The organism is Janthinobacterium aestuarii (assembly GCF_046113285.1).
Classification (GTDB): domain Bacteria; phylum Pseudomonadota; class Gammaproteobacteria; order Burkholderiales; family Burkholderiaceae_D; genus Janthinobacterium.
Genome location: NZ_CP142524.1, coordinates 571,178 through 590,535 on the forward strand (window position 1 = coordinate 571,178; position 19,358 = coordinate 590,535).

The following is a 19,358-nucleotide window of genomic DNA, read 5'->3' on the forward strand; positions in this document are numbered from 1 at the left end:
GGGAAATTCCGCTAGTCTTATCTTTTTTGCATTGATTGATATTATGTCCAAGAAAATACTCGTGACCGGCGCATCCGGTTTCATCGGTTCGCATACCTGTATCGAATTGCTGGCTGCCGGTTTTGAGGTGGTCGCGGTGGATAATCTGTGCAATAGCGCGCGCGAAGCGATGGCGCGCGTGGAGCGCATTGCCGGCAAAAGCGTGCCCTTCTATGAAGCGGACGTGCGCGACCGCACGGCCATGGCCGCCGTCTTGCGCGAGCATGCCATCGATGCGGTGATCCATTTCGCCGGCTTGAAAGCCGTGGGGGAGTCCGTGGCCCAGCCGCTGATGTACATGGACAACAATGTGTCGGGCACCGTGGCGCTGCTGGAAGTGCTGGCGGCGGCGAACGTGAAGCGTTTTGTGTTCAGCTCGTCGGCCACCGTGTATGGCGATCCGGAAGCCTTGCCGATCGTGGAATCGTCGCGCCTGTCCGTGACCAATCCGTACGGCCGCTCGAAGCTGATGGTCGAGGAGATCCTGGCCGATCTCGTGCATGCCGATGCGCAATGGCAAGTCGGTGTATTGCGCTACTTTAATCCCGTCGGCGCGCATGCCAGCGGCTTGATCGGCGAAGATCCGGCCGGCATCCCGAACAATCTGATGCCCTTCATCGCCCAGGTGGCCGTGGGCCGCCGCGAGCGCCTGGCCGTCTTCGGCAACGACTACGACACGCCGGACGGTACGGGCGTGCGCGACTACATCCACGTGGTCGACCTGGCGCTGGGCCATGTGGCGGCGTTGAACCGCCTGTTCTCCACCGAGGGCGGCTTTACCGTCAACCTGGGCACGGGTCACGGTTATAGCGTGCTTGATACCGTACGCGCCTTCGAGGCCGCCAGCGGCCGCAAGGTGCCATACGACATCGTGCCGCGCCGCCCCGGCGACATCGCCAGCTGCTACGCCTCGGCCGACAAGGCGAAGCAATTGCTGGGCTGGCAAGCGCAGAAAAACATCGACGACATGTGCCGCGACCACTGGCGCTGGCAGCACCAGAATCCGCAAGGCTACGCGGCGTAAAAAAGTCCGCCAGATACAAAAAATCCCGCTCACACGCAAGTGTGGCGGGATTTTTTTAACAGCGCCAGTAACTCAATGGCGCCTGAAAAATGTCTGGGGCCAGGCGCAAATCCGAAGACAGTACGCCAGTACGGCGAGGGGCAGGCAACAACGCCCCGGGCATTTTCTCAGGCAGCCATTATGGATACAGGCCGCGTACTTCGCGCGCCTGCAGCACGCGCGTGCACGCCAGGATGAAGGTGGCGGTACGCATCGACACTTTCTTCTCTTGCGACACTTGCCATACCGCGTCGAACGCTTCGCGCATGATGCGGGTCAGGCGGCTGTTGATTTCTTCTTCCGTCCAGAAGAAGCTCGAGAAGTTCTGCGCCCACTCGAAGTAGCTGACGGTCACGCCGCCGGCGTTGGCCAGCACGTCTGGCACGATCAGCACGCCGCGGTCGGTCAGGATGTCGTCCGCTGCAGGCAGGGTCGGGCCGTTGGCGCCTTCCAGGATGATCTTGGCGCGGATGACTTGTGCGCGTTCGGCCGTGATCTGCTGTTCCAGCGCGGCCGGGATCAGGATGTCGCAATCGATGCCCCAGAAATCTTCGCGCGGCACGAATGCCTCGGCGCCCGGGAAGCCTTCGACGCTGCCCACTTCGGCCACGTGTGCCAGCAATTGCGGGATGTTCAAGCCGCCGGAATGCACGACGGTGGTCTTGTGGTCTTGTACCGCGACCACTTTCGAGCCGGCTTCAGCGAACATGCGGGCAGCGACGCCGCCCACGTTGCCGAAACCTTGCACGATGACTTTCGCGCCTTCGAGCGACATGCCGACCTTGGCGGCCGCATCGCAACCGACGACGAACACGCCGCGGCCCGTCGCATCGCGGCGACCCAGGCTGCCGCCCAGCGAGATCGGTTTGCCCGTCACCACGCCGGTCGACATATTGCCGCCGATCATGGCGTAGCTGTCCATCATCCACGCCATGACTTGTTCATTCGTGTTGACGTCCGGCGCCGGGATATCCTTGTTCGGTCCGATGATCATGCTGATCTCGCTCGTGTAGCGGCGGGTCAGGCGTTGCAGTTCGTTGCGCGACAGGGTCTTCGGATCGACGCGGATACCGCCCTTGGCGCCGCCGTATGGCACGTTGACCGCCGCGTTCTTGACCGTCATCCAGGCCGACAGGGCCATCACTTCCGACAGGGTCACGTCCTGGTGGAAGCGTACGCCGCCTTTACCCGGGCCGCGCGACAGATTGTGCTGCACGCGGTAGCCTTCGTAGTGGGCAATGGTGCCGTCATCGCGCTCGATAGGCACGTCGACCGTCAGGATGCGCTTTGGACGCTTCAGCGTTTCCACCCAGCGCGACAGGTTGCCCAGGTACGGCGTGACGCGGTCGATCTGCTCGAGGTAGACGCCCCATGGGCCCAGGTCTTCAGGATTGAGGTAGGAAGGAAGTGCGTGCTTGCTGGTCATGCTTGATAAGCTCCTGGACAAAACGGTGGTGTAATGCCGAAAAATCTACTGCGCGTCGTGCTTTGCGGCCGGCGATGCTCGCTGTACCTTGGTACAGCTGCGCTTCTCGGCCACAAATCACTGCCGCTCGCTACGATTTTTCCTGGCATTCAAAAATGCTGTGGTAGGCGCAATCAATTGAGTTGCGCGCAGCGGAACCGCATCGTAGGCGATAGCCTCATGCCCCGGCCAATGCTTTGTGCGCATCCGGTTATGCATTTATTGCATAGTTAGGAGGTCAGGATGGAATGGTGGTGACAGCCGCGCGCCGGCGTTTTTTTCCGCCGCGCGCGGCGCTTTCCTGCACCTGCACCAGGTATTGCCACAGGCTTTCGACGATCTGCTTGCCGGGGCGCAGGCTGGACGGGCGCTCGCGGTACAAGCGGATTTCCAGCTCGATTTCCCAGCCAGGCGCGCCGCCGTCGGCGCGTGCCAGGTGCTTGTATTTGACGTCGCGCATGACGGCCGATTCGGGCAGGAAGGCGATGCCGCGGCCTTCCAGCGCCATCATTTTCAAGCCTTCGGCCATGTCCGTTTCGTAGCAGGTTTCCAGGAACAGGGGCGCCTTGGCGTCGGCCAGCAGCAGTTCCACCATGCGCCCCAGGTAGGCGTTGTTGGTGTAGGAGAGGAAGGGCAGCGGCTCCCTGGCGCTGCCGGGCAGGACGAAGTCCGGCACCTTGTCCTGGCCGCAGCGCGCATATGCGCGCAGGGTTTCGCGGCCCATCACCAGCATGTCGTAGCGGCCCGGATCGAGCTGCACCGGCTGGCGCGGATGGTGATAGCACAGCAGCAGGTCGCAGCCGCCGTCGACCAGCTGCAGTACGGCGTCGTGCACGTTCAGGGCCATCAAACGGCTGTTGATCGGCGCAAAACCTTCTTCCAGCGCCGTCAGCCATTTCGGCATGAAGGTCAGCGACAGGGTGTGCGGCACGGCGAAGTCGACGCTCGTTTGCGTGGCCGCGCGCTTGCCGCGCAACAGGGCGCGCACGCCGTTGATCTGCCCCAGCATTTCCAGCGCCTGCTCGTAGAACACGGCGCCAGCGGGCGTCAGCCGCGTCGGGTACGAGGTGCGGTCGACCAGGTCGATGCCGAGCCAGTTTTCCAGCGACTGGATGCGCCGCGAAAAGGCCGGCTGGGTCACGTGGCGCAGGGCCGCGGAACGGCTGAAATTATGCGTTTCAGCGAGCGAGATGAAGTCTTCCAGCCATTTGGTTTCCATCGCGGCGGCGTTCTCTTGTCAAGGGCAGGGGCTAGGTGGAGTGGTCAGGGCGTCTCGGCCGATGCCGCCGGCCGGTACAGCGATGCCGGCAGGCCGAAGAAGGAGGGCGGACCCAGGGTCGTGCCATCGAGCGAGCCACCCGCGTTCAAGGCCTTGTTGATGGCCGACAGCAAGGAGCTGCGGTCGGCGAGATTTTTTATCAGGGCGCGCGGGCCGTTGTGGAAAGTATGCTGGGCGATATCCGCGGCGACGACAAAGATCGGCTCGCGGCGCAAGGGGAACTCCACCCATTCGCCGTCCTCGTCCTGGGCGCGGAAGGTGGCGGGCAAGGTCATGTTTTCGGCGCCGGGAAGGTGCGACACCAGCACCAGGCCGAAGGCTTCCGGCACCACGTCGGCCAGGCGACGCACCGTCAGGTCGTCGCCGACCAGGGTACGTACTTGCGCTTCCACCGCGTCTTCTGCGTCAGGCTGGGCGCCGAGGATTTTCACGGCCTGGTAAATCAGGTCGGGCGAGAGTGCTTCCATTAAATCATCTCCAGGATCATGGCGACGATTTCGTCGCCGTACGAGGCCAGTTTTTTCTCGCCCACGCCGCTCACGCCGCGCATCTGCTCGAGCGAGGTGGGCTTGGCCTTGGCGATTTCGCGCAGGGTGGCGTCGACGAAAATCACGTAGGCGGGCACGTTGTGGGTGCGCGCCGTTTCCACGCGCCACCAGCGCAGTTTGTCGAAGATCGCCTGCTCGCTGGTGGACAAGTCCGTCTCGACATAACCCTTCGCCACGCTGGTGCTGCGCTTGCTGGTTTTCACCGGTTTCTGGTACTGGCGCAGCTGCACCTTCTGGCCGCCCTTGAGCACGGGGCGCGAGGCGTCCGTCAGTTTCAGCGAGCTGTATTGTTCATGGTCGACCGAGACGAGGCCGAGCGCGATGGCTTGGCGCAAAATCGATTTCCATTCCGCTTCGCCCAGGTCCGAGCCGATGCCGAAGACCGACAGCGAATCGTGGTGCCAGGTCTTGATGCGTTCCGATTCCACGCCGCGCAACACGTCGATCACGTGGCCGCCGGCGAAGCGCTGGTCGACGCGGTAGATGGCCGACAGCAGTTTTTGCACGGGCACCGTGCCGTCGAACGACACGGGCGGCACCAGGCAGGTGTCGCAATTGCCGCACGGCGAAGCCGGTTCGCCGAAGTATTCGAGCAATCGCATGCGGCGGCAGCTGAGCGTTTCGCACAGGCCCAGCATGGCGTCGAGCTTCACGCCCAGCACGCGCTTGAAGGTGTCGTCCGCTTCCGATTCGTCGATCATGCGCCGCTGCAGCACCACGTCCTGCAAGCCGTACGCCATCCAGGCGTTGGCGGCCATGCCGTCGCGGCCCGCGCGCCCCGTTTCCTGATAATAGCCCTCGATGCTTTTCGGCAGATCCAGATGCGCGACGAAGCGCACGTCGGGCTTATCGATGCCCATGCCGAAGGCGATGGTGGCGACCATGACGATGTTTTCCTCGCGCAGGAAGCGCGCCTGGTTGGCGCTGCGCTTGGCGTACTCCATGCCGGCGTGATAGGGCAGGGCGCGGATGCCGCTCTGGTTCAGAAATTCCGCCGTCTCTTCGACTTTTTTGCGCGACAGGCAGTACACGATGCCGCAGTCGCCCGCGTGTTCCGTGTTGATGAAGTCGAGCAGCTGCTTGCGGCCATTCGCCTTTTCCACGATCTGGTAGCGGATGTTCGGGCGGTCGAAGGACGAGACGAACTGGCGCGCGTCTTCCAGCTGCAGGCGCAGCGCGATTTCAGCGCGCGTCTGCGGGTCGGCCGTGGCCGTGAGCGCGATGCGCGGCACGTCCGGGAACTGCTCGTGTAGCACCGACAGCTTGATGTATTCGGGACGGAAGTCGTGGCCCCACTGGGCTACGCAGTGCGCCTCGTCGATGGCGAACAGGGAGATCTTCGACGCCTGGAACAGGTCAAGGCAGCGCTGCGTCATCAGGCGCTCGGGCGCCACGTAGACGACGTCGATGCCGCCCGTGCGCACCAGGCGCTCGATGCGGCTCGCTTCTTCGTAGGTCTGGGTGGAGTTCAGGAAGGCGGCGCGCACGCCGACTTCTTCCAGCGCGTCCACCTGGTCCTGCATCAGTGCGATCAGCGGCGAGACGACGACGCCGACGCCATCGCGCAGCAGCGCGGGAATCTGGTAGCACAGCGACTTGCCGCCGCCCGTGGGCATCAATACCAGCGCGTCGCCGCCATGGCTGACGTGGTCGACGATGTCGGCTTGCTGGCCGCGGAAGGCCGGGTAGCCGAAAACGGTTTGCAGCAGGTGCAGCGCGCGCTGGTTAAGATCTTGATTCATAGTGCCTTATTCTGCCCAAACAACCCAGCCGTAGTGGGCGCTGGCCAACACCAGCAAGCCGAACACAATGCGGTACCAGGCAAAAAACGTGAAGTCGTGCGAGCTGATATAGCGCAGCAGCCAGCGCACGCACAGGAAGGCGGAAATGAAGGCGGCCACGGTGCCCAGGCCGAACAGGGGCACGTCGGTGGCCGACAGGATGTCGCGCGCTTTATACAGAGAATAGGCGGTGGCCGCCAGCAGGGTGGGGATGGCCAGGAAGAACGAGAATTCGGTAGCCGTCTTGCGCGACAGTCCCAGCAGCATGCCGCCGATGATGGTCGAGCCGGAACGGCTGGTGCCGGGAATCAGCGCGAAGGCCTGCGCGCAGCCCACTTTCAATGCGTCGAACGGCGTCATTTCGTCGACCGAGTTGACGCGCACGGTGACGGGATTGGTGCGCGCGCGACGCTCCACCAGCAAAATCACGATGCCGCCGATGATGAAGGCCATGGCGACCGGAACGGGCTTGAAAAGCGCATGCTTGATCATCTTGCCGATAGCCAGTCCGATGACCGCCAGTGGCAGGAAGGCGATGGCCACGTTCAGCACGAACTTGCGCGACTTCGCTTCGCTGCCGAAGGTAGACAGCACGCTGCCGATGCGCTGGCGGTATTCCCAGCATACGGCAAGGATGGCGCCGGCCTGGATGGCGATCTCGAAGACATCCATGACTTCTTTCGAGACATCCTTGGTAAAGTCGAGCAGGCTGCCGGCCAGGATCAGATGTCCCGTGGACGAAATCGGCAAGAATTCGGTAAAACCTTCGACCAGCCCCATGATGATGGCTTTTAGCGCAAGAATGAGATCCATAGATGTATAAACGGGTATAAGTGGCAGGATGGGGTAAGTGCGTGGCGCCCGCAATGTGCGCGGGGTCGAAGCTTACCATGCCGCAGGCCCGTCGAGCCGATTTGGGCGCTGTCGGGCGGCGCTTTTTTAGCATCGTCCGACAGGCAGAAGGAGGATCAGGAACGTTGTTTGGCCGGCGCCACCAGGCGTGCGCTGGCTGCCACCAGCAGCAGGGCGGCGCCCAGCATGGCGAAGGCGATATTCAGGCTGGTGGCGTGCGCCACGAAGCCGATCACGGCCGGACCAGCCAGGATGCCCGCATAGCCGATGGTGGTGATGGCCGCCACCGCCAGGCTGGCCGGCATGGCATGTTGCTGGCCCGCCGCCGTGAACAGGATGGGCACGATGTTCGCCGCGCCCAGACCGATCAGCACGAAGCCGGCCATGGCCAGGCTGGCATGCGGCGCCAGCACGGCCAGGAAGAAGCCTGCCGCCGCGCACAGACCGCCGAAAGTGAGCACCCGCTTGCCGCCAAAGCGTGTGACCACCTTGTCGCCCGTGAAGCGGCCCACCGTCATGGCGATGGCGAAGGCGGCGTAGCCGAGACCGCCCTTGGCTTCTTCCACGCCGCGCGTGGTGGTCAGGAACAGGGCGCTCCAGTCGAGAATCGCGCCTTCGGCCAGGAAGACGATAAAGCACAGCAGACCGATGAAAATGACGGCGCCATGCGGCATGACGAACAGCGGCGTCTTTTCGCCGGAGGCGGACGCCGTCGGCAGCAGATGGCCTTGCGCCGCGCCCAGCACGCCGCACAGCAGCAGCATCACCACCGCGCAGGACCAGGCCGGCGTCAGTCCCAGCCACAACAGCAGGGCCATGCAGGCCGCGCCGGCAAAGCCGCCCACGCTGAACAGCGCATGAAAACCCGACATCATGGCGCCGCCGTTGGCTTTTTCGATGATCACGGCCTGGATATTGATGGCCACGTCGAAGGTGCCCATGGCCGCGCCGAACACCAGCAGCACCAGGCCGAGTTGCAGCGGCGTGGCGGCCAGCGCCAGGCCGGGCAGGATGGCGGTCAGCAGCAGGCCGGCGCCGACAATGACCTTGCGGCAGCCGAAGCGGGCCGTGAGCATGCCCGTAAACGGCATCGCGCACAGCGAGCCGGCGCCCAGGCACAGCAGCAAAATGCCGAGCGTCGCTTCATCGAGGCCCAGGCGCGCCTTGGCATAGGGAACCAGGGGGGCCCAGGCGGCCATGCCGAGGCCGGCGGCGAAGAAAACCAGGCGCGTGGCGCGTTGTTGCAAGGTGCCAGTGAGATGCATGGGGGAGCTTTTCAAGAGTCGGGGTGGATAAGTCAGGCGTGGGCGCGCAACACTTGCACGCCCAGCCGTTCAAAGGCAGCCGCGTGGGCAGCGTCGGCATCGGCTTCGAGCACCAGGTGCTGCAGCAGGCCCGTGGCCAGCACGCCGAAAGGCGCGGCCGTGCCCAGCTTGTCGCTGGTGACGGCCACGACGACCGCCTTGCTGGCGCCGGCGATGCTGCGCTTGAACTCGGCCTCGTCATAGTTGAACGCCGTCACGCCCGCGTCCGCGTCGGCGCCGCAGGCACCGAGGAAGCACAGGTCGGGATGCATGCGCTCGACCGTGCGCAGCGCTTGCGGACCCAGGCTGGCGCCGGCGCGGCGGTCGACCCGGCCGCCAGCCATGATCAGCTCGATTTCGGGACGCTCCATCAGGACCATGGCGATGGACGGCGCATTGGTGATGACAGTGAGCGCCAACTGCGGCAAGGCGCCGGCGATGGCAAGGTTGGTCGAGCCCGCATCGAGAAACAGCACCTGGCCCGCGCGCACGAGGGACACGGCGGCCTGCGCCAGGCGCGCCTTGCGTTCCGGCGCTTCCTGTTTGCGCTGCGTCAAGGTGCCGCCATCGGGCGCCAGCGGCAGGGCGCCGCCATACACGCGCTGGCACAGGCCGGCCGCCGCCATCTCGCGCAAGTCGCGCCGTATCGTGTCTTCGGACACATCGAGCTGGCGCGCCAGGTCCAGCGCCAGCACCCTGCCGTCGGCATGTAATTGTTGCTGGATCAATGCGTGGCGTTGTTTGAGGAGCAGAGTGGCGGACATATGAACTTATAAACGTGCAAGAATGTGCATGAATATACGCAAACGTGCAGACGCGGTCAATGCTTATCTGCGCGTCACGGCGGCCAACGGCTGGCTTACCGTGCAACCGCGGCGGCCTGCTTGCCTGCCTCTTCCAGCAGCCAGCCGCGAAAGGTCGCCAGGCGCGGCAGGCCTGCGGACTCCGGCCGGTAGACCACGTAGTAGGCCAGCGGCGAAAGAAAAGTCATCGCGCCGCACAGGCGTACCAGCCGCCCGGAGGCGATATCGTCATGCGCCATCACGCTGCGCGCCAGCGCCACGCCATGGCCCTCGGCCGCCGCCTGCAGCACCGCCGCCGAATTGTTGATCTTCATGCCGCGCGAGGCGGCGCTATCGCGCACGCCCGCCTTCTGCAGCCACGCTTCCCACGTTGGAAAATCGCCATGGCCATCCATCGACAGGTCGTGAATCAGCGTTTGCCGCGCCAGGTCGGCCGGCTGCCGCAATGGCGCATGCTGTTGCAGAAACGCGGGCGAACACACGGGATAGACTTCTTCATCCATCAATTTGTCGGCGCTCAGTCCCGGCCAGTTGCCGGTGCCGTAGCGCACGCCGATATCGATGCGTTGCGAGACGAAATCGACGGGCTTCAGACTGGTATCGAGCCGCACGTCGGTTTCCGGGCAGACCGATTGAAAGCGTTCAATCCGTGGCAACAGCCACTTGGCGGCGAAGGCGGGACTGACGGTCACCGTCAGCACCCCGTTGAGCGAACCTTCCTTGAGCCTTTCCAGACCCAGCAGCAAGCGATCAAAGCCGGCGCGCAAATCCGGCAGCGCGCGCTCCGCGGCCTGCGTCGCCACCAGCCGCGTCTTGCCCGCCGTGTGTCGATGGAACAGCGGCGCGCCCAGCCAGTCTTCCAGGTTGCGCACCAACTGGCCCACGGCAGCGGGGCTGACGTTGAGTTCAGCGGCGGCGGCTGAAAAGCTCTGGTGGCGGGCGCTGGCTTCGAATGCCCGCAAGGCGTTCAGATGGATCGGTGTCTTCATGATTTTCTTCCATGGTGTCGCGTGATTGTGCGTCTCTGCGTGGCTATTTTAGTCACTCCGCAGCCGTGCCACTAAAGATTTTCTTTCAATGACTGACATTTAATCTGGTTTGTTCCCGTTCGCCGCCAAGCGCAGAATGCATTGCATCGCGGCAGTACACAACTGCCCGGAAGTTTTTCTTCAACAGCGCCTGCCTGACGGCGGGCATAGGAAAGGAATGAAAATGAGCAAGCAATTCGAAGGCAAGAAACTGCTGGTCGTGGGTGGCACCAGCGGCATGGGTCTGGCGACGGCACGCGTGGTGCTGGAGCAAGGCGGCAGCGCCGTGATCGTCGGCCACCGCGCAGAGAAAACCGAAGAGGCGCGCAAGGCATTGTCGGCGCTCGGCACGGTGTGGGCGGTGACCGCCGACCTGTCGAGCGACGCGGGCCTGGCCGCGCTGCTCAAAACGCTGGACGAACAGCATGCGGACATCGATCTGCTGGTCAACGCGGCAGGCGTGTTCTTCCCCAAACCGTTCCTCGAACACGGCGCCGCCGACTACGACCAGTATATGAATCTCAACAAGGCCTTGTTCTTCATCACGCAAAAGGTGGCCGCGCACCTGGTCGCCGGCGGACGCCCTGGGTCTATCGTCAACATCGGCTCGATGTGGGGCAAGCAGGCGATCGCCGCCACGCCATCGTCGGCGTATTCGATGGCCAAGGCCGGCCTGCACTCGCTGACCCAGCATCTGGCGATGGAACTGGCATCGAAGCAGATTCGCGTCAACGCCGTCTCGCCAGCCGTCGTGCAGACGCCGATCTACGAAGGTTTTATTCCGAAGGCGGAGGTCCATGAGGCGCTGCAGGGCTTCAACGGTTTCCACCCGATCGGCCGCGTGGGCACGCCGCTGGACGTGGCGGAAGTGGTGGCGTTTCTGCTGTCCGACAAGGCCGCCTGGGTGACCGGCGCGGTGTGGGACGTCGATGGCGGCGTGATGGCCGGCCGCAACTAAATACCTGGGGCAAGCCCGCCTTGCCCGCCTTTTCTTCACCTGATCATCAAGGAGCATCGCATGGCTTATCTGCAAATCACCCTCAAGATCGCCAACGCCAACCGCGCCGCGGCGGCTGGCGTCTATCAGCAGTACAAGGCGCCGTTCCTGGCCGGCATCGCGGGCGCGCAGTCGAAGCAATTGCTGATCCGCGAGGAAGACGTGCAAGTGCTGCATGGCTTCGACAGCGTGGGCAACGCCAATGCCTATCTGCAAAGCGCGCTGTTCAACAGCGACGTGGTGGTGGCGCTCACGCCGCTGCTGGACGCGGCGCCCGACGTGCGCATTTATACCGTGGCGTAAGCGGGCACCCGCCCGCTGCTACCTACTATTCCCTTTTTTGGAGCAAAAATCATGATGCAAGACTGGAACACCTACCGCGACTCCCTGCTGGAAAAAGTCGGCGATTACGCCGCGCAGAGCCCCGACGTGATGCGCGGCGTGATGGCCATCGACGGCGCCGCCGCCAAGACCGGCCACCTGGCGCCGAAGATCCACGAACTGATCGCGCTGGCGGTGGCCATCACCACGCGTTGCGACGGCTGCATCTCGGTGCACACGAGGAAAGCGGTGGAAGCCGGTGCGACCCTGGAAGAAATTTCCGAAGCGCTCGGCGTGGCGATCGCGCTCAATACGGGCGCCGCGCTGACGTATTCGGCGCGCGTGATGGAAGCCTACCAACAGCTGCCGAAGCAGTAAGCGCTGGCCGTTTTTTTCAACTGTGGAAGTTTGTCATGCTGATCAATGCCGATTTTTCGCGCCCCGTCATCCTGGCGCCGCACCAGTACCGCTGGGTCGCGTCGCCGCAGGGCGGCGTCGAGCGCATCATGCTCGATCGCATCGGCGCCGAGCAAGCGCGCGCAACGAGCATCGTGCGCTATGCGCCCGAATCCTTCTTCCCGCTGCATCGGCATCCGGGCGGCGAGGAAATCCTGGTCCTCGACGGCACGTTTTCCGAAGACGGCGTGGATTATCCCGCCGGCTGGTATTTGCGCAATCCGCCCGGCTCCAGCCACCGGCCGTCGAGCGGCGCGGGGGCGGTGATCTTCGTCAAGTTGCAGCAGATGCAGCCGCGCGAACAGCGCCACGTCCGCATCGACACCCGCGACCCCGCCAACTGGCGCGAGCAGCGGGGGCGGGCCGTCTGTCCGCTGTTCGACGATGCTGCCGAGCAGGTCAGCCTGCAGCGGCTGATGCCGCATGAAGCCTTGCTGGCCGAGGCAGGCGGCAGCCAGGAACTGCTGGTGCTCGAGGGCGAGGTGCGCGCACGCCAGCATGCCTGCGCGCCGCGCAGCTGGATGCGCCTGCCTGCCGGCACCTTGCCCGCCATCGTTGCCGGTGCGCAGGGAGCCACCGTTTACCTGAAAGTCCGGCATGTGGCGGACACGACTTTGAAAGGATCAGCATGCAACACGCACGCATCATCATTATCGGCGCCGGCCTGAGCGGCCTGTACGCGGCCCACTTGCTGGAGCGGCTGGGCGTGGCCAATGTCGTCGTGCTCGAAGCGCGCGATTTCATCGGCGGGCGTATCGCCGGCATGCAGGCAGCTGGCGGCAGCGACCGCTTCGACCTGGGCCCGGCCTGGTTCTGGCCCGAGCAGCAGTGCGCGCTGCACCAGCTGGTCGACGGGCTGGGGCTGCAGCGCTTCGCCCAGTACGACCAGGGCGACATGCTGTACCAGCGCGCCGCAGGGGAGGCGCCGGTGCGCATGCGCACGTACGCGAGCGCGCCGCCATCGATGCGCCTGATTGGCGGCATGAATGCGCTGACCGATGCCTTGCACGGCACCTTGCGCAGCACGCGCATCGTCACCGGACAACAGGTGCTGCGCCTGCGCCATGCGGCCGAGCACGTCGAAGTGGCGAGCGCGGATGCGGCGGGCGCCGTCACCGCGTGGCGCACCGGCCACGTGCTGCTGGCATTGCCGCCGCGCCTGGCTGCCGCCGGTATCGCGTACGAGCCGGCCCTGCCTGCGACGCTGGCGCGCGAGTGGACCGCCACCGCCACCTGGATGGCGCCCCATGCGAAGTACGTCGCCGTCTACGAACGGCCGTTCTGGCGCGAACAGGGCTTGTCCGGTTCGGCGCGCAGCCAGAGCGGGCCGCTGGGCGAGATCCATGATGCCTCGATGCCGGGCGGCAGCGCTGCCCTGTTTGGTTTCCTGGCCGTGCCGGCACGCACGCGCCAGCGCCTGGACGATGGGGTCTTGCTGGCGCATTGCCGGGCCCAGCTGGTACGGCTGTTCGGCCCGCAAGCGGCCGCGCCGCGCACCGATGCCATCAAGGACTGGTCGCAGGATGCGCTGACCGCCACCGCCGCCGACCTCGACGCCGGCGGCGAGCACGGTCACGCCCCGGCAGCGGCGCCTGCGGCCGGTCCCTGGCAGGGCCGCCTGACGGCCATCGCCAGCGAATGGTCGCCGCGCTTTCCCGGCTATCTGGCCGGCGCGGTCGAGGCGGCCGCTCTGGGCGTGCAAGCCTGGCAAGCGGCGCAGCAGCGCCCGGCGATTCCGTGACTTAACTCAACGAAGGAGAAATGAAGATGAAAGCCACTTACCGCGCCATGCAAGTGAGCCGCCCCGGCGTGCTGGAACTGGTCGAGCGCGCCACGCCGCTGCCTGGCGTGGGCGAAGTCTTGATCGCCGTCGAAGCCTGCGGCATCTGTGGCGCCGACAGCGCCGATATCGACGGCGCCGACCCGGCGCTGCAGCCGCCGCGCGTGCCCGGTCACGAGGTGGTCGGGCGCATCGTCGCGCTGGGCGAACACACGCCGGGCATCTGGCAAATCGGCCAGCGCGTCGGCGTCGGCCGTCTGGGCGGCCACTGCAACGCCTGCCCGCCCTGCCGCCAAGGCCGTTTCCAGTTATGTCAGGACCAGCCGTTCGTGGGCGCCAGCCGCGACGGCGGCTATGCCGAGATGATGCTGGCGCGCGCCACCGGCCTGGTATCCATTCCCGGGCAGCTTGATGCGGAAGAGGCGGCGCCCATCCTGTGCGCCGGACTCGCCACCTTCAATGCGCTCAAGAAGAGCGGGGCGCAGGCGGGCGATACGGTCGCCATCCTGGGCATCGGCGGCCTGGGGCATATGGCCTTGCAGTATGCGCGCCGCATGGGCTTCAAGGTGGTGGCGATCGGGCGCGGCGGCGATATTGCGCAGGACGCGCTGGAGCTGGGCGCGCACGAGTATGTCGACAGCCTGACCGAGGATGCGGCCGCCGTGCTGCAAGCGCATGGCGGGGCGCAGGCGGTCATCACCACCGTCTCCAGCGCGGCCGCCGTGACGGCGCTGATGGATGGCCTGGCGCCAGCCGGACGGCTGGTCGTGCTGGGCGCGGGCAAGGATCCGCTGCTCGTGTCTTCCGGTAAATTGGTGGTGGGCGAACGCGGCGTGCTCGGCTCGATCACCGGCACGCCGTATGACAATGAAAAGACGCTTGCTTTCAGCGTGCTGGCCGACGTGCGTCCGCGTATCGTAACCATGCCGCTGGAACGTGCGGCCGAAGCCTGTCAGCGCATGCAGTCCGGGGACGTCAAGTTCCGCATGGTGCTGACCATGTTGCCGAAGGCCTAGGCATTCTCTTCAAGTCTGCGGCGCCGTTGCCTGCTCCAGGTCGTCGAGCCAGCGTATCGCCTGTTCGCGGCTGGCGCCGCACATCTCTGCCGACGGCTGCAATCCTGCGCAGAACGCCGGCCGTTCCGGCTGTCCGAAAATGCGGCAGCGGCTATCGTCTCCCAGCTGCACGCAGCGGACGCCAGCGGGTTTCCCGTTCGGCATGCCCGGTATCGGACTGGTGATGGAGGGAGCGATGCAGCACGCTCCGCAGTGGTCGCGGCAGTTCATGGTTATTCTTTAGTGGACGACCAGCTTGCCATCCGGCTGCCAGGGAGCAGGCGCAGGACGGCATGGCGATGGCTGGAAAGGGATCAGGGGCCGACAGTATAGCAAGTCGGCGCGGCCTGCCGCTTCCCGCCGCTTGCCTAGCGCACGATGCTGACGCGCTTGCCCGACAGGGTGCGGCGGGCCGGATCGCCATGCACGGTGATGCGGCCGGAACCGCTGGCGCGGGCGTTGACTTCATTCTGGACGGTCACGTCGATGTCGCCGGAACCGTTGCTCGCCAGATAGGCAACGTCGCTGCGCAGGGAAGCCAGGTTGATGTCGCCCGAGCCATTCACGTTGGCGTCGAGACGCTGCACGGCGCCGCTGGCGCTGATGCTGCCCGAGCCGTTGACGGCCACGTTGACGCGTTCGCCGCGTACATTGCCCAGCTGTATGCTGCCCGAACCGTTTTGCACCGCGTCCGTGTTGCCGCTGGCGAGGGCGGCCGCGTTGATGCTGCCCGAGCCATTGTTGGCCACGTCGAAGCGTCCCACGGTGCCCGACAATTCGCTCTTCATCGAACCGCGCTGCTCCAGGCTGAAATCGTCGCCATTGAAACCGCTGGCCACCAGGCGGCCCGAGCCGGAAATGGTGATCTTCCTCAATTGCGGCGTTGTGTAGATGACGTGGATGCCATTGCTGCTGCGAATGTTCGTATCGCTCCAGATGCGCAGGGTATTGCCGCTCACTTCGCTATGGATGCGCGGCTGCAGGTTGCTGTCCGCTTCGATCACCAGCGACGTTGCCGGCCCCACGCGCACGTCGATCTTGATATCGATGCGCTTCATGCTGTCGATGTCGAGCGTGTTGATGTTGCTGACCTGACGCACGTCGCGGCTCATTTGCTCGTTGCCCTGAATGGCATTGCCGCCCGAGTCCGCATGGCGCACTTCGCCATCGTTGGAATTGATGACGATGGCGCAACCGCCGAGGGCAACGGCACAGCACAGGGCCAGCAAGGTACGCATGGTGTTTCCTTTATGATTGTTTTAGGTCAGGACAAGAAATAAGCCGGCTGCCGCGCCGCGGCTGCCGTGCTGTCGATGCCAAGATAGCAAAGCGCCTGTCTTTGCTGAACGCCAATGCGATGAACTGCGCAAAACGGGGGATGAAACGCATTCTGGTTCACCCAGCGCCATGGGGCAGCGTTGGACGACACATAAGTTTGCACCTGAAATTATGTAAAAACAGGGACTTACGAATTTCGGCGACACATAAACTTGCACTGGACGACAGATAAGCTTGCACTACGGTCTGAAAGCGACACATAAGCTTGCACTCTACTAATCGATCAAAAGATACGTTCACTCTCCTGCGGCATACCCGCTGGCATACAGTTTCAAGATGTTGGCGAAATGACTGTACTGCCGCTTGCGGCTGTTCCCTACGAGCTTGAGCGCACTATCGAAAATTGGATGCTTACCATGCCTGCGAGTTGCATGCTGATGCGCTGTATGTCGTGGATGGCGTGCCAGAGGCGCTAACATATGCTGGCTGGCACGCTTTCGTATCGTGGATGTTGCATAGTCTCAATGAGGCGGAATCCGCAAGGAATTTCAGACACACAGTAACTCAATGTAGTCTCAAATCGTGCCGTTAAGCTTTTTTACGTAGCCTTGAATGCTTCATTAAAGACAAAGGCAAGGCGTGCTCATCCTTACTATACACATTGAAGATGAAGCTGCTCAGACGCCAGGCCTATTGATTCTTTCTGCCGTCTTGCCAAGCTAGCCAGCCATGCCGGTGCGCATGCGCATCGTGTAAAGCATGGTGCCATGGCCCGTAGCGTTCATGATATCGGACTACGGCATGATGGAATTCCGATGAGTCGATATGTCCACGCAAATCGTAACGGCCAGTCAGGTTCGGCGGATGTATCCCATCCAGTGCGTTAACGAGTAGCTTCCAGTCTATGATGCTGTCGCACGCGATAGTAACGCTACGCGGTAGCGTTAGAAACCATGCGGCCAACCGTATGGTTAGCTGGGATCGGTCGATAGCCGGGCCAGTCTTGCCCAGCATCGGCAGCACAGTGGAGTGGACAAACTGATTACACCATTCCACCCGAAAATCTGAGCGCTCCAGATACAGCTCAGTCTTGCCATCCTCGCCCACCATGCCAATGCTGATGAGGTCGCAGTTCACTGGATCGGTATATTCAGTGTCAAGGAAAATTAGCATTTAGTCCTCACATGTAATATGCAGTATGGTGCACCTTTCTTTGTCACTCGTCTGTTTCTCATGGCTGATCTGGTAGCGTTAAAGCTTCTGAACTGGCCGAGCTCGTGGTCTAAATGAGCAGTCAGGTACATCAGGATATAGGTAAAGGATTTCGGTCTGTGAAAATCCGTGCTTTCGGAGTTCTCTTTCCGTTATTGCAATTTTCTGCTGACGACTGCCGTCATCTGGCCAGTTGATGGCACCTCTCGTGATTAGCCGCGTTAGCTTGGCGGGCGGCATCTTCAGAATTATGCAAACTTCGCTCTTGCTTAGATGGGATAGTCGAGACTCCGCTGCGCCGATTTGGGTCAGTGGCCAAACTTGACTCAAGACTTCCTCACCGAAGCGGTTGAGCGAGGAACTTCCTGATAAAAATGGTAATAACTGAATGCGCGGACCCGTAACGGGAATGCGCGGCACAACCTGAGCCGCCACATGCTCGAACGCCGCGACTTCGTTCCGGAAGAATGCAACGGCAATTTCGAGCCGGGCATATTCGTTGGCCGGGCTATCGTCCAGTTCATCGAAACGCTCCAGGGCACTCCAGAATTCAAGCACGCTGTTCACTGCAGCGGCGTCGGCTGACTTCAGCAGTTCTTCTATTGTTTGCATGACCTCAATGTTTGCAGGCGCACCGCGCATCGTCAGCAAAGAGGTCTGACAATGATTGCATACGTCGATTTCGCTTCTGCCGATCGATGGAATCCGTTTGCAATGAACGCAACGGTCTACCAAGAGGCACTTGTGCCGAGTACAGGCTGCAAAAGGACGGACCAGCCATTGCTGTCGCCAGTACGGAAACTCAGTCAAGCAAGCTGCGCAGAATGCTCTTGCATCATCCCGCCGAAAGCAGCGGTCAGGTATCTCAACTGCGTGATATCGGCGCGATGACCGTCTTGATGATGAAGCGCGCTTGAGCGAAAGTGCTGCCGCGTCATCCGTCAGGCCAAGTTGTCTGACGATAGCGATGAATCGACCAGGGTCGATAATTGCAGCGCGCAAACTTGGCTCATTGATTAGCATGCCGCTCCCAGCAAGTAGCTGATACACAGATGCGTGGCCGTTTTCTTTGGCTGCACGTATCAAGATGCTTGCGGCGGTTTCGTCCTTGAATGGGATTGGGCGGAAGAGTAGGCGGTTCGTCATGCGCGCCTCCGCATCGCCGTCGCTAGTGCGCCATGTGATAGCCGAAATGGATTTTCGTTGACGATGCTTGCCTCCGCCGTTGTGCCACAATCCCACGCCGCAGCAAAATTCTCAAGGATCACATGTTCTGTGCCTGATGTTAGCGCTCCTAGGGCAGCTTGTTTGATCAGCGCGACTACGAAGGATGGAATTCCCCCGGTCGCTGCGTATATTTGCGTTGCGCTGTAGAGGCTATCAAATTGAGGCAGTGATGCGAGTGCAAGCCGCTGCTTCGCCTTTCTGATCGCCTCATCCATGAATGGGACTAACTCGCCCGGATTGCTTTGATCCCCCGGCATCAGTGGCAACAAGTGAAATCGCATGGGGAATCGGCGTGCTAACTGAGCGTCTTCAGACAGAATCGGTTCGAAGACGGGATTACCCACAAGGCAAAAAGAGATGCCTGTGCGATTTACCAACGTCTTGATCCAATTGCGGACTTGATTGTTTGTTATCGATGACTGGCTCTTATCGCCAAACAAGTTATGCATTTCATCTGCGAACACCAAGATCGTTTTCGACCTTTCCAACAGAGTGCATAATCGTTCAGTGAGGTATTGCGCTGATTTCCCAGAGGTCGATGCGTTCGCACCGAGCGCGCTAAGCATGCTAGCAGCGACAGATCGGACGGTAGCCGGTGATGGGATTTCAAAATAAAAGGCTGGAACAATCGTCTTTTCAACGTGGGCGTCGCATTCCATTGAAATCGGCATACGGGCTAGAAGTGCGCGGCTGACTGTGGTTTTCCCCAGCCCAGCCTCGGCAAGAACCAGACTCCCAACCGGTTCAAGATAATGCCGGGATTTCAAAACGCATTCCTCGATTCCCAGCACTGCTTTCTCGAAAGCAGCGTGCAGAATGATGACTTTATCGAGTTCAGCCACGCGTGCTATTAGACTTTCATTTAGCATG

The 19,358-nt window shown here is 62.7% G+C and carries 19 protein-coding genes; 7 read left to right on the forward strand and 12 right to left on the reverse strand.

The genetic code is table 11. The annotated features are described in order from the left end of the window. Window positions 1–43 precede the first annotated feature (43 nt). Window positions 44–1,063, forward strand: coding sequence for a UDP-glucose 4-epimerase GalE (galE, locus tag OX462_RS02550; protein WP_070220498.1), 1,020 nt, complete (start codon window positions 44–46; stop codon window positions 1,061–1,063). 178 nt (window positions 1,064–1,241) lie between these two features. Here the strand turns inward: galE and OX462_RS02555 are convergent, their stop codons facing one another. From OX462_RS02555 to gcvA, 8 genes are all read right to left on the reverse strand, one after another. Further along, the gene (locus OX462_RS02555; RefSeq protein WP_070220497.1) at window positions 1,242–2,528 is read right to left on the reverse strand and encodes a Glu/Leu/Phe/Val family dehydrogenase; all 1,287 of its coding nucleotides are present in this window, start codon (window positions 2,526–2,528) and stop codon (window positions 1,242–1,244) included. Window positions 2,529–2,805: 277 nt separating this feature from the next. Further along, complete coding sequence (locus OX462_RS02560; RefSeq protein ID WP_070290862.1) at window positions 2,806–3,786, reverse strand: LysR family transcriptional regulator; 981 nt, start codon at window positions 3,784–3,786, stop codon at window positions 2,806–2,808. A 44-nt stretch (window positions 3,787–3,830) separates the two neighbouring features. Continuing rightward, complete coding sequence (locus OX462_RS02565; RefSeq protein WP_070290863.1) at window positions 3,831–4,313, reverse strand: hypothetical protein; 483 nt, start codon at window positions 4,311–4,313, stop codon at window positions 3,831–3,833. Then, window positions 4,313–6,136, reverse strand: a complete 1,824-nt coding sequence (recQ, locus tag OX462_RS02570) for a DNA helicase RecQ (RefSeq protein WP_070220494.1) — start codon at window positions 6,134–6,136, stop codon at window positions 4,313–4,315. The genes OX462_RS02565 and recQ overlap by 1 nt, the downstream gene beginning before the upstream one ends. A gap of 6 nt (window positions 6,137–6,142) precedes the next feature. Further along, window positions 6,143–6,988 (reverse strand): undecaprenyl-diphosphate phosphatase, encoded by an 846-nt coding sequence (locus OX462_RS02575; RefSeq protein ID WP_070220493.1) that lies wholly within the window; start codon window positions 6,986–6,988, stop codon window positions 6,143–6,145. 155 nt (window positions 6,989–7,143) lie between these two features. Further along, window positions 7,144–8,292: an MFS transporter gene (locus OX462_RS02580; protein ID WP_070290864.1), complete on the reverse strand. Its 1,149-nt coding sequence runs from the start codon at window positions 8,290–8,292 to the stop codon at window positions 7,144–7,146. Window positions 8,293–8,324: 32 nt separating this feature from the next. Beyond that, window positions 8,325–9,095, reverse strand: a complete 771-nt coding sequence (locus OX462_RS02585) for a DeoR/GlpR family DNA-binding transcription regulator (RefSeq protein ID WP_409027704.1) — start codon at window positions 9,093–9,095, stop codon at window positions 8,325–8,327. A 95-nt stretch (window positions 9,096–9,190) separates the two neighbouring features. Further along, the gene (gene gcvA, locus OX462_RS02590; protein ID WP_121670571.1) at window positions 9,191–10,123 is read right to left on the reverse strand and encodes a transcriptional regulator GcvA; all 933 of its coding nucleotides are present in this window, start codon (window positions 10,121–10,123) and stop codon (window positions 9,191–9,193) included. Between the two features lie 223 nt (window positions 10,124–10,346). Between gcvA and OX462_RS02595 the strand changes: the two genes are divergently transcribed. From OX462_RS02595 to OX462_RS02620, 6 genes are read left to right on the forward strand one after another with little or no spacing between them, the layout of a single operon-like run. Continuing rightward, window positions 10,347–11,120: an SDR family NAD(P)-dependent oxidoreductase gene (locus OX462_RS02595; RefSeq protein WP_070220755.1), complete on the forward strand. Its 774-nt coding sequence runs from the start codon at window positions 10,347–10,349 to the stop codon at window positions 11,118–11,120. Between the two features lie 60 nt (window positions 11,121–11,180). Next, on the forward strand, window positions 11,181–11,462 hold the full coding sequence (locus OX462_RS02600) for a hypothetical protein (protein ID WP_070220486.1): 282 nt from the start codon (window positions 11,181–11,183) through the stop codon (window positions 11,460–11,462). Between the two features lie 51 nt (window positions 11,463–11,513). Further along, entirely contained in the window at window positions 11,514–11,858 is a 345-nt protein-coding gene (locus OX462_RS02605; RefSeq protein WP_070311714.1) for a carboxymuconolactone decarboxylase family protein, read from the forward strand. A 35-nt stretch (window positions 11,859–11,893) separates the two neighbouring features. Next, window positions 11,894–12,604, forward strand: coding sequence for a cupin domain-containing protein (locus OX462_RS02610; RefSeq protein ID WP_409027705.1), 711 nt, complete (start codon window positions 11,894–11,896; stop codon window positions 12,602–12,604). Further along, window positions 12,565–13,677: a flavin monoamine oxidase family protein gene (locus tag OX462_RS02615; protein ID WP_409027706.1), complete on the forward strand. Its 1,113-nt coding sequence runs from the start codon at window positions 12,565–12,567 to the stop codon at window positions 13,675–13,677. The genes OX462_RS02610 and OX462_RS02615 overlap by 40 nt, the downstream gene beginning before the upstream one ends. A gap of 26 nt (window positions 13,678–13,703) precedes the next feature. Continuing rightward, window positions 13,704–14,732, forward strand: coding sequence for an alcohol dehydrogenase (locus OX462_RS02620; protein ID WP_409027707.1), 1,029 nt, complete (start codon window positions 13,704–13,706; stop codon window positions 14,730–14,732). Between the two features lie 9 nt (window positions 14,733–14,741). Here OX462_RS02620 and OX462_RS02625 read toward each other — a convergent pair whose 3' ends face one another. The 4 genes from OX462_RS02625 to OX462_RS02640 form a co-directional block, all read right to left on the reverse strand. Beyond that, window positions 14,742–15,002: a YkgJ family cysteine cluster protein gene (locus tag OX462_RS02625; RefSeq protein ID WP_070220477.1), complete on the reverse strand. Its 261-nt coding sequence runs from the start codon at window positions 15,000–15,002 to the stop codon at window positions 14,742–14,744. 137 nt (window positions 15,003–15,139) lie between these two features. Continuing rightward, on the reverse strand, window positions 15,140–16,009 hold the full coding sequence (locus OX462_RS02630; RefSeq protein ID WP_409027708.1) for a head GIN domain-containing protein: 870 nt from the start codon (window positions 16,007–16,009) through the stop codon (window positions 15,140–15,142). Window positions 16,010–17,300: 1,291 nt separating this feature from the next. Further along, a complete protein-coding gene (locus OX462_RS02635) occupies window positions 17,301–18,407 on the reverse strand; it encodes a TniQ family protein (protein WP_409027709.1) in 1,107 nt (368 codons plus the stop codon). Then, the gene (locus OX462_RS02640) at window positions 18,404–19,357 is read right to left on the reverse strand and encodes a TniB family NTP-binding protein (RefSeq protein ID WP_409027710.1); all 954 of its coding nucleotides are present in this window, start codon (window positions 19,355–19,357) and stop codon (window positions 18,404–18,406) included. The genes OX462_RS02635 and OX462_RS02640 overlap by 4 nt, the downstream gene beginning before the upstream one ends. Window position 19,358 lies beyond the last annotated feature (1 nt).

Bases quoted from the DNA above. Each gene is read 5' to 3' on its own strand.
- OX462_RS02565 (WP_070290863.1), bottom strand. From the start codon at position 4,313: ATGGAAGCACTCTCGCCCGACCTGATTTACCAGGCCGTGAAAATCCTC.
- OX462_RS02635 (WP_409027709.1), bottom strand. From the start codon at position 18,407: ATGACGAACCGCCTACTCTTCCGCCCAATCCCATTCAAGGACGAAACC.
- OX462_RS02560 (WP_070290862.1), bottom strand. From the start codon at position 3,786: ATGGAAACCAAATGGCTGGAAGACTTCATCTCGCTCGCTGAAACGCAT.
- OX462_RS02555 (WP_070220497.1), bottom strand. From the start codon at position 2,528: ATGACCAGCAAGCACGCACTTCCTTCCTACCTCAATCCTGAAGACCTG.
- OX462_RS02640 (WP_409027710.1), bottom strand. From the start codon at position 19,357: ATGCTAAATGAAAGTCTAATAGCACGCGTGGCTGAACTCGATAAAGTC.
- OX462_RS02605 (WP_070311714.1), top strand. From the start codon at position 11,514: ATGATGCAAGACTGGAACACCTACCGCGACTCCCTGCTGGAAAAAGTC.
- galE (WP_070220498.1), top strand. From the start codon at position 44: ATGTCCAAGAAAATACTCGTGACCGGCGCATCCGGTTTCATCGGTTCG.
- OX462_RS02595 (WP_070220755.1), top strand. From the start codon at position 10,347: ATGAGCAAGCAATTCGAAGGCAAGAAACTGCTGGTCGTGGGTGGCACC.
- OX462_RS02615 (WP_409027706.1), top strand. From the start codon at position 12,565: ATGCAACACGCACGCATCATCATTATCGGCGCCGGCCTGAGCGGCCTG.
- OX462_RS02575 (WP_070220493.1), bottom strand. From the start codon at position 6,988: ATGGATCTCATTCTTGCGCTAAAAGCCATCATCATGGGGCTGGTCGAA.
- OX462_RS02600 (WP_070220486.1), top strand. From the start codon at position 11,181: ATGGCTTATCTGCAAATCACCCTCAAGATCGCCAACGCCAACCGCGCC.
- OX462_RS02625 (WP_070220477.1), bottom strand. From the start codon at position 15,002: ATGAACTGCCGCGACCACTGCGGAGCGTGCTGCATCGCTCCCTCCATC.
- OX462_RS02630 (WP_409027708.1), bottom strand. From the start codon at position 16,009: ATGCGTACCTTGCTGGCCCTGTGCTGTGCCGTTGCCCTCGGCGGTTGC.
- recQ (WP_070220494.1), bottom strand. From the start codon at position 6,136: ATGAATCAAGATCTTAACCAGCGCGCGCTGCACCTGCTGCAAACCGTT.
- OX462_RS02610 (WP_409027705.1), top strand. From the start codon at position 11,894: ATGCTGATCAATGCCGATTTTTCGCGCCCCGTCATCCTGGCGCCGCAC.
- OX462_RS02620 (WP_409027707.1), top strand. From the start codon at position 13,704: ATGAAAGCCACTTACCGCGCCATGCAAGTGAGCCGCCCCGGCGTGCTG.
- OX462_RS02580 (WP_070290864.1), bottom strand. From the start codon at position 8,292: ATGCATCTCACTGGCACCTTGCAACAACGCGCCACGCGCCTGGTTTTC.
- OX462_RS02585 (WP_409027704.1), bottom strand. From the start codon at position 9,095: ATGTCCGCCACTCTGCTCCTCAAACAACGCCACGCATTGATCCAGCAA.
- gcvA (WP_121670571.1), bottom strand. From the start codon at position 10,123: ATGAAGACACCGATCCATCTGAACGCCTTGCGGGCATTCGAAGCCAGC.